The organism is Apibacter sp. B2966 (assembly GCF_011082485.1).
GTDB lineage: Bacteria > Bacteroidota > Bacteroidia > Flavobacteriales > Weeksellaceae > Apibacter.
Genome location: NZ_CP049714.1, coordinates 329922 through 345671 on the forward strand (window position 1 = coordinate 329922; position 15750 = coordinate 345671).

16 protein-coding genes are annotated in these 15750 nt (G+C 27.3%); 11 read left to right on the plus strand and 5 right to left on the minus strand.

Annotated elements, in window-relative coordinates; all coding sequences use genetic code 11:
• Positions 1-183: 183 nt before the first annotated feature.
• From G8C43_RS01385 to G8C43_RS01410, 6 genes are all read left to right on the plus strand, one after another.
• The gene (locus tag G8C43_RS01385) at positions 184-558 is read left to right on the plus strand and encodes a CD225/dispanin family protein (protein ID WP_105297497.1); all 375 of its coding nucleotides are present in this window, start codon (positions 184-186) and stop codon (positions 556-558) included.
• A gap of 57 nt (positions 559-615) precedes the next feature.
• Entirely contained in the window at positions 616-1041 is a 426-nt protein-coding gene (locus tag G8C43_RS10055; RefSeq protein WP_166003577.1) for a DUF2752 domain-containing protein, read from the plus strand.
• 123 nt (positions 1042-1164) lie between these two features.
• Positions 1165-3204: a methionine--tRNA ligase gene (gene metG / locus G8C43_RS01395; RefSeq protein ID WP_166003579.1), complete on the plus strand. Its 2040-nt coding sequence runs from the start codon at positions 1165-1167 to the stop codon at positions 3202-3204.
• Positions 3205-3372: 168 nt separating this feature from the next.
• Positions 3373-3933, plus strand: coding sequence for a hypothetical protein (locus tag G8C43_RS01400; protein WP_160542180.1), 561 nt, complete (start codon positions 3373-3375; stop codon positions 3931-3933).
• A gap of 374 nt (positions 3934-4307) precedes the next feature.
• Entirely contained in the window at positions 4308-4874 is a 567-nt protein-coding gene (locus G8C43_RS01405) for a hypothetical protein (protein WP_166003582.1), read from the plus strand.
• A gap of 14 nt (positions 4875-4888) precedes the next feature.
• Positions 4889-5257: a hypothetical protein gene (locus tag G8C43_RS01410; RefSeq protein WP_166003584.1), complete on the plus strand. Its 369-nt coding sequence runs from the start codon at positions 4889-4891 to the stop codon at positions 5255-5257.
• 17 nt (positions 5258-5274) lie between these two features.
• On the opposite strand, the gene G8C43_RS01415 is transcribed toward G8C43_RS01410, so the two are convergent.
• Entirely contained in the window at positions 5275-5625 is a 351-nt protein-coding gene (locus G8C43_RS01415; RefSeq protein WP_105297502.1) for a hypothetical protein, read from the minus strand.
• Positions 5626-5770: 145 nt separating this feature from the next.
• Here G8C43_RS01415 and G8C43_RS01420 point away from each other — a divergent pair, with 145 nt between their 5' ends.
• Positions 5771-6448 (plus strand): hypothetical protein, encoded by a 678-nt coding sequence (locus G8C43_RS01420; protein WP_166003587.1) that lies wholly within the window; start codon positions 5771-5773, stop codon positions 6446-6448.
• Positions 6449-7251: 803 nt separating this feature from the next.
• Here the strand turns inward: G8C43_RS01420 and tig are convergent.
• The gene (gene tig, locus G8C43_RS01425; RefSeq protein ID WP_166003589.1) at positions 7252-8610 is read right to left on the minus strand and encodes a trigger factor; all 1359 of its coding nucleotides are present in this window, start codon (positions 8608-8610) and stop codon (positions 7252-7254) included.
• Positions 8611-9070: 460 nt separating this feature from the next.
• Between tig and G8C43_RS01430 the strand changes: the two genes are divergently transcribed.
• Positions 9071-9832 carry a DUF3822 family protein gene (locus G8C43_RS01430; RefSeq protein ID WP_166003591.1) on the plus strand — a complete coding sequence of 254 codons (762 nt, stop codon included), beginning with the start codon at positions 9071-9073 and terminating at the stop codon, positions 9830-9832.
• Entirely contained in the window at positions 9829-10383 is a 555-nt protein-coding gene (locus G8C43_RS01435) for an RsmD family RNA methyltransferase (RefSeq protein ID WP_166003593.1), read from the plus strand. Before G8C43_RS01430 ends, G8C43_RS01435 begins: the two co-directional genes overlap by 4 nt.
• A gap of 106 nt (positions 10384-10489) precedes the next feature.
• Here the strand turns inward: G8C43_RS01435 and G8C43_RS01440 are convergent, their stop codons facing one another.
• Positions 10490-11272, minus strand: coding sequence for a nitrilase-related carbon-nitrogen hydrolase (locus G8C43_RS01440; RefSeq protein ID WP_166003595.1), 783 nt, complete (start codon positions 11270-11272; stop codon positions 10490-10492).
• A 301-nt stretch (positions 11273-11573) separates the two neighbouring features.
• On the opposite strand from G8C43_RS01440, the gene ahcY reads away from it, so the two are divergent.
• Complete coding sequence (gene ahcY / locus G8C43_RS01445; RefSeq protein WP_166003598.1) at positions 11574-12887, plus strand: adenosylhomocysteinase; 1314 nt, start codon at positions 11574-11576, stop codon at positions 12885-12887.
• Between the two features lie 365 nt (positions 12888-13252).
• Entirely contained in the window at positions 13253-14464 is a 1212-nt protein-coding gene (locus G8C43_RS01450; RefSeq protein WP_160565279.1) for an acetate/propionate family kinase, read from the plus strand.
• 75 nt (positions 14465-14539) lie between these two features.
• Here the strand turns inward: G8C43_RS01450 and G8C43_RS01455 are convergent, their stop codons facing one another.
• A complete protein-coding gene (locus G8C43_RS01455; protein WP_160567279.1) occupies positions 14540-14782 on the minus strand; it encodes a hypothetical protein in 243 nt (80 codons plus the stop codon).
• 97 nt (positions 14783-14879) lie between these two features.
• Complete coding sequence (locus tag G8C43_RS01460; RefSeq protein ID WP_166003601.1) at positions 14880-15749, minus strand: cupin-like domain-containing protein; 870 nt, start codon at positions 15747-15749, stop codon at positions 14880-14882.
• Position 15750: the final 1 nt, after the last annotated feature.

Here is a 15750-nt window from a genome sequence, read left to right on the forward strand (position 1 = left end):
AGATTATAAATTTATGATAAAAGGTATAATTTTTGTAATTATTGAGATTAATAAAAAATAATTTTTATTTTAATCATTTTTTTACTAAATATTGATTTACAAATAAGAATATATTTCATAAATTAATAAATATTTAAAATTATTGGTTCAATAGAAAATTATATATGATAAAAAATTTTATTTATGGAAGATCAACATTCAAATTTGCAATATGAAAATTCAGCTGCTTCGACAGTTCCAACTGACGAAAAAAATGATAGATTACCCAATAATCATATGGTATTAGCGATTATTTCTACCATACTTAATATTTTTTCCTTTAGTTTAATAGGAATTATATTTGGTGTTTTATCTATAATATTTGCTAATGAGGTAAAAACTATTTATTATTCCGGAGATCATTTCGGAGCAATGCTAAAATCAAAAGACACTCGAATTTTATCAATAATTTCTTTAATTATCTTTTTTTTCAATATATTAATATACATTTTACTTATTCTCTTTATTATATTTTTTGGAAATATGTTTTATTACCAAGGATGGTTTAAGAATGGTTAAGTTGTTCTTAAACCACTTATAATATTAAAAATAAATTGATAACTATTTCTGTAATTTATGTTAATCAAAATACTTCGAAATAGAGGTTTAGTGTGGTTTAGCTTACTAACTCTTATTACTTTCTTATGTATCTATTATTATGTTATAAATCCCAATAAAACAAATTTAGCATTACCATGTCTTTTTAAATTAATAACTGGACTAAATTGTACGGGTTGTGGCGGGCAGAGAGCTTTTCATTTTTTATTACATGGAGAATTTTTACAAGCGTCACATTATAATATTTTAATATATTTTCTACCTTTTCTTTTATATGTAGTATTTGCATCAATTCAGATGTATATTTTTAATAGTAAAAAGTATGTTATCAAATTTATATTTTCAAATGAAATTGGAATACTGATTTTAATGTTTCTAATTATTTTTACTGTTTTAAGAAATATCCCTTATGAACCATTTATATATTTAGCTCCTCCTAAATAAAGACAATTTAATATAATAGGATAAAAACATAAAAATAAGATAATCCTTTTTTAGTATTTTGTTACTTTGTACCTTTGTTAAAGATTGCATACTGCATTTTTTAAACAAAAAACATAATATTAAATGAGTAGATATACTATAACTACAGCACTTCCCTATGCAAATGGCCCTTTACATATAGGTCATTTAGCAGGAGTATATATACCTGCGGACGTATATGCCCGATTTTTAAGAAGAAATGATCATGATGTTATATTAATAGGGGGGTCAGATGAACACGGAATTCCAATTACGATAAGAGCGAAAAAAGAAGGTGTTACTCCTCAAGATGTGGTAGATAGGTATCATGAATTAATGAAGCAAACATTTACGGAATTAGGAATTTCGTATGATAACTATTCGCGTACTACGGCTTCTATACACATTAAAACAGCTCAAGAATTTTTTTTAAAACTATACGAGGATGGAAAATTCATTGAAGAAGAAACAGAACAATATTTTGATGAAAAAGCAAATGAATTTTTAGCAGATCGATATATTGTAGGAACTTGTCCTAAATGTGGTAATACAAACGCATATGGAGATCAATGCGAAAAATGTGGTTCCACATTGAGTCCGGATGAACTAATCAATCCTCATTCCATGTTAAGTGGTGAGAAACCTATTTTAAAAAAGACGAAGCATTGGTATTTACCCCTTAATGAATATCAAGAATTTATTTCCGATTGGATATTAAAAGGTCATAAAAAAGATTGGAAACCCAATGTTTACGGTCAAGTGAAATCATGGTTGGAAGAGGGACTTAAACCTCGTGCCATGACTCGAGATTTAGACTGGGGAGTACCTGTGCCTTTAGAAGGAGAAAAAGGTAAAGTTCTATATGTTTGGTTTGATGCGCCGATAGGGTATATTTCCTCTACCAAAGAGTGGGCGGAAAGAACAGGAAAAGATTGGAAACCTTATTGGCAAGATAAAGAAACTAAGCTGGTTCATTTTATTGCAAAAGATAATATTGTTTTTCATTGCATAATTTTTCCGGCTATGTTGAAAGCTCATAGGGATTATATTTTGCCGGACAATGTACCGGCTAATGAGTTTTTAAATTTAGAAAACGATAAAATATCAACCTCAAGAAATTGGGCGGTTTGGGCTCATGAATATCTTGCCGATTTTCCGGGAAAACAAGATTCTTTACGATATACTTTACTAGCCAATGCCCCTGAAACAAAAGATAATAATTTTACTTGGAAAGATTTTCAAACTAAAAATAATTCAGAATTAGTAGGAATTTTTGGTAATTTTATAAATAGGGTATCCGTTCTAATTAATAAATATTATGATGGAGAAATACCCGAAGTTGGAAATAACTTTCATTCCGAAGAATTAGAATATCTTTCTAAAATATCCAAAGAAATATCAACTTATTTATCTAATTACGAATTTAGGAACGGTTTAAGTTCTTTAATGAATTTAGCTCGTTTAGGAAATAAATTTTTACAAGAGCAAGAGCCGTGGAAAAAAATTAAAGATGAACCGGAAAAAGTAAAAGAAACTTTATACGTATCAGCTCAAATTGCTGCTTATCTAGGGGAATTATCTGAGCCATTTATACCTTTTTCTTCGCAAAAAATAATGGATGGTTTAAATTTAAATTATCATTCATGGAAAGATCTTGAATCAGGTAAAATCTTGTTACCTTCCGGAAGTAAAATAAATCTTCTACCCCTTCTTTTCGATAAAATTGAAGATAAACAAATTGATAATCAAATTGAAAAATTAGAAAATTCAAAAAAACAAAATGCTTCTCTAAATAATAACCGGGCAGAACCTCAAAAAGATAATATCACATTTGATGAATTTGATAAGATTGATTTAAGAATAGGTACCATATTGGAAGCCAAAAAGGTTGAAAAAGCTGATAAATTACTGCAATTTAAAGTAGATACAGGAATAGATGTTCGAACCATTGTATCGGGAATTGCAGAAAGCTTTACTCCTGAAGAATTAGTTGGTAAGCAGGTTACCGTACTTGTTAATTTAGCTCCCAGAAAAATACGCGGCATTGAAAGTCAAGGGATGTTACTTTTATCAAAGAATGTAGATGGAAAATTTTCATTTATAACCCCTGATGATGTCATTGAAAATGGTGTATCTGTAAAATAATTTTCGAATATTTAAATAATATAAAAACCCCTTTATTTTTGGGGTTTTTGTTTTATAATTAATTAAATTATATGTAAATAAAATAATGATATTTATTTATATATTATAATATACTATTAATTGGTATAGTTTTTGTATTCTTTATTTTAAATTTTAACACTAAAAATTATGGAATACTTATTTAATTCAATTTCTGAATTTATTACCCCTGAAGTAATAACCAATATTTCCAAAATTTCAAAGGAAAAAGAATCAAATATTATTCAAGCCCTTCATACTACAACAGCTAGTTTACTTGAATTAATTTTAGAGAAAGGAGAGCAAAAAAAGCTAGAATCCATGTGTAAAAGTATTGGAAAGATGAATATATTATTTAGTGTTTCAAATTTATTTTTGGATCCAACGAATTTAAAAAAGCAATGTGCAAGTTCTAAATTTTTGATTTTTTTACTTAAAGATCGATTAGAAGAATATTATTCCTTGATTGCCTCTTCTTCTCAAATATCTTTATTAAATTCTAAAATTATAGTAAACAAACTGGGCTTATTAATATCTGCTTTTCTGGGTGAAAAAATAATTTCTAATATTAGTTTTGTTACTATATTAAATCAACTGCAAGATGAAAGAAATGATTTTCAGATATATATACCTTTTGAAATGTCTAAAATTATAGAGGAATATAATTTTAAAGCCTATTTGCAACAAAAATTTTGGATGTCGTTTTTTTGATGATGTAATCTATAAATTAGTTTATTGACTTTTATAAATTTTGATATAATTCTATACATTATATAAGTTTTACATTATCTTATCCAATATCTATAGTGCAAATGCTCTTATTAAGCTTTGTTTAACTGTAAGAATTTAGTTTATGAATTATATATGAACTAAATTACAGCTAAAAGCCTTTTATGTATTAGATAAATTTATAAATATAATTCAGAGAATAATAGTATTAATAATAAGTAAGACCATGGTTATAAAACTTTCAATTGGTTAAGTAAGTAATACAATAAATGAAAAAATACTAACTATTGTTTACGGTTGGGAATAAATATTGCATTATATAATAAATTAATACATTTGATATATAAAAAATATTTATGCATCATACCATTGCATTTTACAATGTTGAAAATTTATATGAATCCGGAAGTAATAAAAATATTGGCGATTTACCTTTTCAAGGTAGTCGTTCCTGGAACATTTCAAGATATAAAAATAAATTAGCTAAAATAGCCAAAACTATTAGTCGTATAGGAGAAGAAGAAACTCAAAAGTTACCAACGTTTTTTGGGTTATGTGAAATTGAAAATAAAAAGGTGATAGATGAACTTCTTGAAGAATTTCCTTTTAAAGCTAATTATGGGTATGTTCATAAAGACTCATTGGATGAAAGAGGTATAGATACTGCTTTTTTTTACAATAAAGAATTCTTTACTATTGAAGATTCAGAATTTATAAGAATTCCTATATATAATAGTGATGGTAGTAGAGATTATACAAGAGATATTACGTATGCAAAGGGAAAGCTAGAAAATATTACCATTCATTTTTTTGTTTTGCATTTACCCTCTAAACGAGAAAATAATATTAATGTATCTAAACGTATTCATATTCTTCACGAATTAAGAAAAAAATTAATGAAATTTTTGATAAAGATATCTTAGCAAATATTATTATAATGGGTGATTTTAATGAAGATCCTACCACCACCTATTTATATCAACAACTTTGGAATAAAAAAACGATACAAGAATTAAAAGAACGCGAATTATATAATCCCTTTGAGAATTTATATAAAAGAGATTTATACAGTACTTTTCATGAAGGAAAAGGGATGCTTTTTGATCAAATTATTTTTTCTAAATCTTTTTTCGATGAAAACAGCAAACTCAGATATTCAAATTCCAATGTATTTAATCCTCCATTTCTTCAAAGTCCGGATAGGGAAAAATTAGGAGCCCCTTGGCGGACCTATACAGGAAGTAGATATTTAGGGGGGTATAGTGACCACTTTCCTGTATATGCTATTATTGAAAATATAAAGTAAAAATAAGATTTTATATCTTAAACTTTAAAATATTTCTTTTTCAACATATAGATAATATCTTTTTGAGTAATGAATATTTCATCAATAAGGGTATCTGACTCATTCATTACCGGTTTGTCTTTAGGAATATCATTCGAATCTAATAACATAGATCCATTACCTGTAAGCAGCCAAGTAGGATTTAATTCCGGAAACGTATGTAAAATTTTTTCAATAGTATCTGTATGTAAACCCGACTTGTTCCTTCTAGCCCTTCCGATAAGTCCAACAGATAAATTTGCTAACTTAGTTAGTTTGTTATCATTTAGGTTTTTATAAACCATAAAATCTAGTAATCTGTCAATAGTAGTTTTATGTTTATTTTCCATAATTTAACGAATAAAATAATGAATATATAAAAAATAAGGTATGTTTATTAATAGTACAAAATTAAAAAAAAAGTTTTATATTGATAATTTTCAAGATTAAATATTTATATTTACAATTAAAATAGTTGTGTAACTGCTTCAATATATGATACAAAAAGATTTTTTAGAGAACATTATCGAAATTTTTAAACAGAATGATAAATTTGAATATGTTGACTTTAAAGTTGATATAAATCAAAATACTATTAAAATTATATATCTAATAGAACCCAAATATTATATTTTATTTAAAGATGAAAATTATTTCATTGAAAAAAAAGATAACGAAAAATACACTATTTCAGGAGAAGCAGTTCCCGGCAGATTTTCAATGCATGAAGATTTCATTATAGATTCAATTGCTAACGTATATATAAAAATAGAAAAATGGTTGGAAGTTATTTGGAATGAAATTTCATTAGCTTCACCATTAGGTCTTTTGGCAGAAGAACAAGAACAAATAGATAAAATTTGTGAAAAATTTGATGAATATGATGATTATTTCAATACGGAAGAAATTATAAGAATTAAACAAAAACTTAAACTCCTTAGAAAAAAGCTTGAAGAAGAAATAACATCTATTGTTGATGACGAAGAGATTAGCAGATTGGAAATTCAAAAAATGAATAAGAATTTTGATACATTGGAACAAATACTTCCTTCACTAAAAAAGAAAGGGTGGGTGAGAAGCTTGACCGGTAGAGTATTCCATAATATGAAAAGGTTATTGGATCTTAGACAAAAATTAATATTGGATTCCTACAATAAGCATAAAGAAGAATAGAAAGTTAATTTATCTATTAGTAATTTTTATAATGCTATTATAAATTTCTATATGGAAAAAAATCTATTAAATAAAGATTCAAGGATAAAATATATAGTTAAAATTTTCTAAAATTTTATACATATAATTTTATAATAATTTTAACATTGCTCATTTTTTGTCTCTTTTTGTTGTATAATTGCTTAATAATCAAATAAATATTTTTTTTTCAGTATTGAAAATATATAGTTTTTTGTCAATAATTGATTAAATGAATTTAAGCGGTTTTGGATATTAGAAAAAAATCTATAACTTTGTAATCAAATAAATGAGGCTAAGGAAAATAAAGATTAATGTAAAGAAATTAAAAATTAAGTAGAATATAACATAATATAATATAAAGATATAAACACTAAAAACTAAAAATTATTAATTTAACACTAAAGCTTAACACACTTTAACACTAATAACTTTATTAGAATTAATTAATTAACGCTTTTAACACTAAAATTATTAATTAACACTAAGACTTAACACACACACACTTTAACACTAAAAGCTTAGAAGAATTATTAATTAATTAACACTAAAACTCAATTTTGAAATTGAAAGATCATAATTGATTGAGTATTTATTAGAAAAGTCATCTTTTTAACACAAAAAGGTGACTTTTTGCTTTGCAATATACATATAATAAATTAAATGATATTTATTTTTTTATAAAATTTATAAAAAAACAGACTATTAAAATAGCCTGTTTAAATATATTATTAAGAATGAGATTAATACATTATATCATTATATATATACTACAATGTTTTAACTTATTTTTTAGCTCCCTTTTCTTCTGATTCTTTTTTCAGTATTTCATCAAACTTTTCTAAAGTAACAGTTTTTTCTTTTTTCTGAATTTTTGAATCAAAAATTTTGAATAATTCTTGTTGAATTAAGTTACCGGACGATTGACGAACATGTTCTTCATTTTTCATTGCATTCGCAACATATTTGTCTAACTCTGAATCAGGAATATCTACATATCCATACATTGCAAATTGTTGTTTCATTTGATTTTTAGTGAATTCAACCAAATCATTATATTGTACGCTTACCTGATTATCTGAAAGAATTTGACCTTCAATTAATTGATAACGTAAAGCTTTTGCAGATTTTTCATATTCTACATCCGCTTCTTCGTCGGTCATTGGTTCTTTGGACTTGCTTTTAATGAATTTTTTCAAAAATTCTGTCGGTAAATCGAATTGTATAGTATCTAATAACCATTCAACAGAATCATTCATGAATTTAGTATCAGATTCCTTTTTATAGTAATTTTCGATTTCTTCTTTAATTTTAGCTCTTAATTCTTCTTCGCTCTTAATTTTATCTTTACCGTAAACTTTATCAAAAAGATCTTGATTTAATTCCGCTTTTGTTCTAATAGAAGTTTTTTCAACAGTAATTTTTAAATTGGCATTAAAGTGATGAGCATCTTCATGGGAAAGCCCAAAGAAATGTTGAAGTTGATGTACATCATTAAATAAATCTTGAGCATTGATAGTAATTACATCACCTTTTTTCTTACCTAAAAAAGAATCTTTATTCTTTAAATCGTCTACCATAAAAGTTATAGTAGTATTTACACCACCTTCTACAGGGTTTCCTTCAGCATCAATTTCTTCTACTTCTCCTACAAAATTTCCACCTTCTTCAATAGCGTCGGCATCTACAACTTCTCCAAATTGAGTTTGCATTCTTGCAACAGTATCATCAATTTCTTTTTCAGTAGCCTCAATTTTATAATAAGGGATTTTAGCTTTTGAAAGATCAACTTTGAATTCAGGAGCTAATCCTAATTCAAATTCAAAGGTCATATCTTGAGCATTGGTATCCAATTCATTATTTTCTTTAGGCAAAGGCTGCCCTAAAATGGATAATTTATTTTCAGAAATGAAGTTACTTAAAGCATCATTTAAAACTTTGTTGATTTCTTCAAAAGTTACCGCACCTTCATATTGTTTTTTAACAATACTCATCGGAGCTTTTCCTTTTCTGAAGCCAGGCATATTCAGCTTTTTACGATAATCATTAAGTGATTTCTCAACGTTGGGTTTATAATCTTCCGGCTTAATGGTGATTTTAACAATAGTATTTAAATCATCTATTTTGTTTTGTGTAACGTTCATTTATATTCTAATTTATAAGCGGGCAAATTTACAAAAACTATTTAAAAAAAGGAAATATTTTAATACTAAGGATAAAATTGAAATCATATTTAATTCTCAATAAATCTGTCATTTATCAAAATTATACTTCCTAGATTTTATGTATTTCTTTAAGTAATTAATAAAAAATGTTTAATATGTTATTGTTTACTATTGTATAAATAAATGGTTCATAAAGACAAACATGAATATTAAATTATACAGTTTTATAAATGGTTTAATCAAATTTATTTAGATTAATAAAAAAAATCTGACCAATCACTTAATTTTAAAAAAGAAAATATAGTTTTACTATCAAAATATACAATTAGTTAATTAAATACCGGTCCATAGACTAATTTCATAAAGTTTATAATGTATATAAAAATTGTGTATGATGTTGATATGATTTATATTTGCTATTCATAATAATAATCAAGCTTTGAAAAAAAGTAAACGATTACATACCTCTAATCCATCATTATCTACTACAGTAAATTTTTTATTTGAAGATAAAAAAACTTCTTATATCATAAATAATGAAAAAAAAATTATACATTATGAAAATTTAGTGAACCAAGTAGATAAAGAAACCTTAACACATAAACTCTTAAAAAATAATTTTTTTAATACCAAGTGTAATTTTTTAGACATTACACTATTAAATGACAAATTTACCCTTATTCCCAATGAATTTTTTGAAGAAAGAACTGCAGAAAAGTTTTTAAATCTTAATGTTCCGCATTTAGAAAATTTAGGAATACGATTTAATTTAATCCCCAATTTTGATTTAGTTTTAGTTTTTTATTATCCCGAAATAATTGAAACTCTCTTTACCTCTTATTCCGAAAAAATAAGAATTTCTCATACGGGATTTAAATTTTTATCAAAAATTAACAAAAACCTTTACAGTAATGGTTTTTTTATACACATTTACGATCATTATTTTGAGATATCCTTCATAGAAAATCAAAAATTAATTTTATATAATATATATCCATACAAAAAAGTTGAGGATATAGAATATTTTTTGAAATTTATTGCAAACACTTTATCCCAAAATCTTTCAACCCATATATTATATTATTACCATATACCGCACCATCTGAATGCAATAAAAAAATTTGAAAAGCTTTTTCAAAAGGTAGTACCCGGTGATGAAAACACTTTTAAAAGAGAAAATTATACACTATTAGATATATGATACGAATTATATCAGGAAAATTAAAGGGAAAGAAGATCTCTGCCCCCAAACATTTTGATGTTAGACCCACAACTGATTTTGCGAAAGAAGCATTATTTAGCATTATTTCCAACAGATATATGATATCGGATATTTTAGTGCTCGATTTATTTTCCGGGATTGGTTCAATAGATTATGAATTTGCTTCGCGTGGTTGTAAAGATATAACCTCGGTAGAACTAAACGGAAAGCATGTTAAATTTATTCAAGATACCATTAAAGTCTTAGGAATAAATGAAGTAAATGTGATAAAACAAAATGTTTTTAGTTTTTTAGATAAAGAAAGCTATAAAAAATATGATCTCATATTTGCAGATCCCCCGTTCGATTTAGAAGATAAACAATACGAAAATTTAATAAAATCTATATTTGAGAATCATTTTTTATCCGAACAAGGGGAATTTATTTTAGAACATAATACAAGAAAAGATTTTTCCGAATTTCCAAATTTTACCGAATCTAGAAAATACGGTAATGTTCGATTTTCTTTTTTTAGTTTATCTCAAGAATAACCAGTAATACATGTTTATACGAATTATCTTAATTATAGAAGATTTAAGTTTTTATAATTAAAAATTTTAAAAATTCATAAAGGATAAATTTGTTTCAATTTCTTTTCTAATCATTTAAAATTTTAAAATGATCTCGTTCTTCTAAAAAATTATACTGAGATCTCCATTTCTTTATTTCATCTAGTGATATAGTGTGACTATAAATTGCATTACGGTTATTTGTTAAATTTAACTTTTTACCAACGGGTGTGTAAATAGATGAATGACCAATGTAATTGAGCCCGGTTGGTTCGGAACCGATTCTGTTTACTCCGCAAACATAACATAAATTTTCAATGGCACGAGCTTTCAATAATGTATCCCAAGTATCTATACGTGAATCCGGCCAATTAGCAACATTTATCAATAAATCATAATACTCCGTATTTCTGAACCAAACCGGAAAACGCAGATCAAAGCAAATCATTGGACAAATTTTCCATCCTCTATAGGAAAAAACAACGCGCTTATTTCCCGATTTATAAGATCGATTTTCTCCTCCGTATGAAAATAAATGTCGCTTATCATAATACGTTACTATTTTTCCTTCAGCAACAAAGATAAATCGGTTATAAAAATTGCCATTATCTTCAATTACTAAACTTCCACAAATAGCGGTGTGTTTTTTTAAAGAAATTTCAATCATCCACTTTATTGTTCTACCGTCCATTTTTTCAGCGATTTTAGTAGGATTAAGACTGAAACCGGAATTAAACATTTCAGGTAAAATAATAAGATCCGATGAAGTTAAATCTTCTAAAAGTAATGATAAAAAAGAAAGATTTTCAGAACAATTTTCCCACTGAGGAGAATATTCGATTAAATTGACAAATAAATCATTAGTAATCATACTATAAATTTTACAAAAACGTATCTTTTTTAATACTAATAAATACTTTAACCCAATTTATAAAATATATTTAACATTAATATTTAAGAATCAAATTAGTAATATTAAAAAATAGTCTAAGCATAACCTAAAAAATTTATTGATCCTATATTCAATTACCGCGAAATTTTAATATCTAACTGCATGGATTATTAGATTTTATTCTTTTATAATACAAATCTACGAATTTATTAATTTTTAAAGATAAATTTAAGTTGTAAGTTGTGAATTAAATTAATAACTTTGAATAAATTTTATTAGTATGAGCACAAAAATTGATTATATCCCTTATAAAGTAAAGGATATCTCACTGGCCGATTGGGGAAGAATGGAAATTGAATTAGCGGAAGCAGAAATGCCCGGATTAATGGCCTTACGTAAAGAATATAAAGACGAACAGCCTTTGAAAGGTGCAAGGATAGCCGGTTGTCTTCATATGACTATACAAACCGCTGTTTTAATTGAAACTTTGCAAGCATTAGGAGCTGAAGTTTCTTGGAGCTCATGTAATATTTTTTCTACTCAAGATCACGCAGCAGCCGCTATAGCAGCTAAAGGAACATCTGTATATGCTTGGAAGGGAATGAATGAAGACGAATTTAACTGGTGTATTGAACAAACACTTTTCTTTGGTGAAGATAAAAAACCGTTAAACATGATTTTAGATGATGGAGGAGATTTAACAAATATGGTTTTAGATAAATATCCCGAGTTAGTACCGGGAATTAAAGGTTTATCAGAAGAAACTACTACAGGGGTACATCGTTTGCACGAAAGAGTAAAAAACGGTACGTTGTTATTACCGGCCATCAATATAAATGATTCCGTTACCAAGTCTAAATTTGATAATAAATACGGATGTAAAGAATCTGCTGTTGATGCAGTACGCAGGGCAACAGATTTAATGATTGCGGGAAAAGTAGTTGTAGTTGCAGGATATGGTGATGTAGGAAAAGGTTCAGCTGCTTCATTTAGAGGAGCAGGAGCCAGAGTAATAGTTACTGAAATCGACCCGATTTGTGCCTTACAAGCCGCAATGGATGGATATGAAGTTAAAAAGATGGATTATGCCATTACCAAAGCTGATATTGTAATTACTTGTACTGGAAATTGCGATATTATTCAAAGTAAGCATTTCGAGAGAATGAAAGATAAAACCGTAGTTTGTAATATAGGACATTTCGATAATGAAATTGATATGGCCTGGTTAAATGCCAACTATGGATCTACAAAGGTTACTATTAAGCCGCAAGTAGATAAATATACGATCAATGGTAAAGATATTATTGTTCTTGCCGAAGGTCGATTAGTAAATTTAGGTTGTGCAACCGGTCATCCAAGTTTTGTGATGAGTAATTCTTTCTGCAATCAAACGCTGGCTCAAATAGAATTATGGCACAATTCAAATAACTATGAAAATAAAGTTTATACCTTGCCTAAACATTTAGACGAAAAAGTTGCCATGCTTCACCTGGCTAAAATAGGGGTTGAATTGGATACTCTTTCAGAAAAACAGGCAAAATATATTGGAGTTCCTGTTAAAGGACCATTTAAATCGGATGAATATAGATATTAATAAATTCATTACTACACTAATTATGATCCGGAATTTTTCCGGATTTTTTTTGCTTTTACTAATTATGTTTAGGGTTTATGTAAAGCATTATTTTAATTTAAACAAGTGCTTATCAATCCTTAAAATTTGAATAAATATTAAATTCTTTAATAAGAATACAAATTGTATTATTTAATTGGATATTTATCATTTTTAATTAAACTCTTTAAATGAATTATCTTTTAAACATACTAATTAGAAATACTAACTTTTATGAAGTAAAAAGATTAAAGTAAGATAAATAATAAAATTATTAATCTACAAGATTCATTTAATTTTTTGCATAAAAATTTAAAAGCTATACTTTTGCATTAAAAATTATAAGGATGTTAATATTAGTTATTAATGCGGGAAGTTCTTCTATTAAATATCAATTGCTTAACATGGATTCAAACTCCGTTATTGCTAAAGGATTGGTAGAAAGAATAGGTACGACTGGCGGAATTATTACACACAAATATCTGAAAAACGGCATTTCAGATAAAAAACAAATTCATCAAGAATTTCCTACACATGTTGAAGGAATGAAACTTATTGTTGAATTGTTAACAGCAAAAGATGTTGGAGTTATTAATGATCCATCAGAAATAAAAGGAGTAGGACACCGAATTGTACAAGGCGGAGGGAAATTTAACGTTCCGGTTTTAATTACTGATGAAGTAAAAAACGAAATTGATGAAATGAGTGCATTAGCACCCTTACATAATCCTGCTAACTTGTTAGGTATTGAAGTTGCGCAAAAATTTTTTCCAAATACCCCTCAAGTAGCTGTATTTGATACAGCATTCCATCTTACTATGCCACCTAAAGCATACAGATATGCAATTCCGAACCATTTTTACACAGATCACAAGATAAGATCTTACGGAGCGCATGGAACAAGTCATAAATACGTAAGAAGGCAGGCCGTAAATTACTTAAATAATCAAGAAGCTAAAATCATAACTATTCATTTAGGAAATGGATCAAGCATTACCGCTATTAATGAAAAAGGGGAAAGTATTGATACCTCAATGGGCTTTACCCCGCTTAATGGTTTAGTTATGGGAACTAGAAGTGGAGATATAGATCCATCCGTTCTTTTTTACATGGTTAGAGAATGCGGAGTAAAATTCGAGGAATTGGATGATCTGCTAAATAAAAAATCTGGAATGTTAGGTCTTACCGGAAAAAGCGATGCAAGAGATGTTGACGAGATGTATTTAAACGGTGATCCTAACGCTATTTTGTGTTTAGACTTGTATTCTTATAGAGTTAAGAAATACATAGGAGCGTATATAGCCGCTCTAAATGGTGTGGATGCGATTGCTTTTACAGCCGGAATCGGTGAAAATGATGCCCAATTGCGTTCATTAATTTGCAAAGATTTAGATTATTTAGGTATTAAATTGGATGAAAACAAGAATGTTGAATTGAGCGGGCCGGAAAAGGTAGAAGAAGTTCAGGCTTCCGATTCAAAAGTTAAAATAATGATAATACCTACTAATGAAGAATTAGAAATAGCTAATGAAACTTTGAACATTTTAAAGAAAATGTAAATAGTAAAGATATAAGATAATAAAACAAAAGCTGCAAATTATTGCAGCTTTTGTTTTTTGTTGAGTATAATTTACCTATTTTGTATAAACAACTTCTACATTTTGTTGTTGAGGAAGAGTTTTAGATCTCACCTCATCAGGAGCTATATGAGCATTTATTTTACCTTTATTTTCTGCAATACCAAAAGTTAACCAATATGGAAGGATACATACTAAAAAAGTAAGACACCAAAAACCTATAAAGGCAATTAATAAAAATAAAATAAATCCTATAAATTTCACAAATGGCCAAGCGCCTATATAAAGCAATGTTACCATAATACAATTATTATATATTGTTTTGCTCAAATGTAATAATTAATTTTAATCAAAACAAAAAATAATTCAGGTTATTATAGCTCAACTTATCAAAAAATTATTTTGAAAGATGAATTGCTCTGTTAGTATCAAGTATGGCCTTATTATTTTTATATTCAATCCATTTTTGCCCCTGTCTTTTTCTCATAAAATTATCGTAATTCCTTTTAATGAAAATATTCAATACAGCATTAGCAAAATTTGCAGGTCTTTTAGCCAAAGATCGTAAACTCATTGAAAAACTCGGAGTTAAGTATTGCATATAGTGCCACCAACCCTCAGGCATGTATAGCATTTCACCATGAGATAAATGAGCCTTATATGGAGTAATGTATTTTAATCCGGGCCATTTATCAAAATCCGGATTATCAAAATCTATGTCTTCTCTGCAAATAGTAGCATATGGTATTTTATACATATACTTCGTATCTTGAGGCTTCATCAATATGCATTGTTTTTCACCTGCAAAATGAAAATGTAAAATATTGGCTAAATCTATATCAAAATGCATAAAAACATTGGAACCCGCACCTCCGAAAAACAACATAGGTAAATTTTTAAATAAATTTAGACCTAAGTCCGGAAACTTAAAATCGTCTTGCATGGCCGGTACTTGTTTCAATATATTAAATAAAAATATTCTTAAATCAGTCGGGCCTTTTTGAAGTAAATCAATATAGTCGGACATTTTCATTCTGGCGTCCGGTTCATTTACTTTTTTGTCAGCACTAACCGGATCATTATTATATAGAGGGACAATTTTATCACCTGCAACTTTTTTTATATAGTCAAAATTCCACTTTTTATAAGCAGGCCAATCTTCAGTCAGTTTTTCAATTACAACCGGTTTTTGTGGTTTATAATATTGATTATAAAAATCTTCTTTGGATATTTTTTCAACTCGATCAATAGGTTTATAAGTAAACATA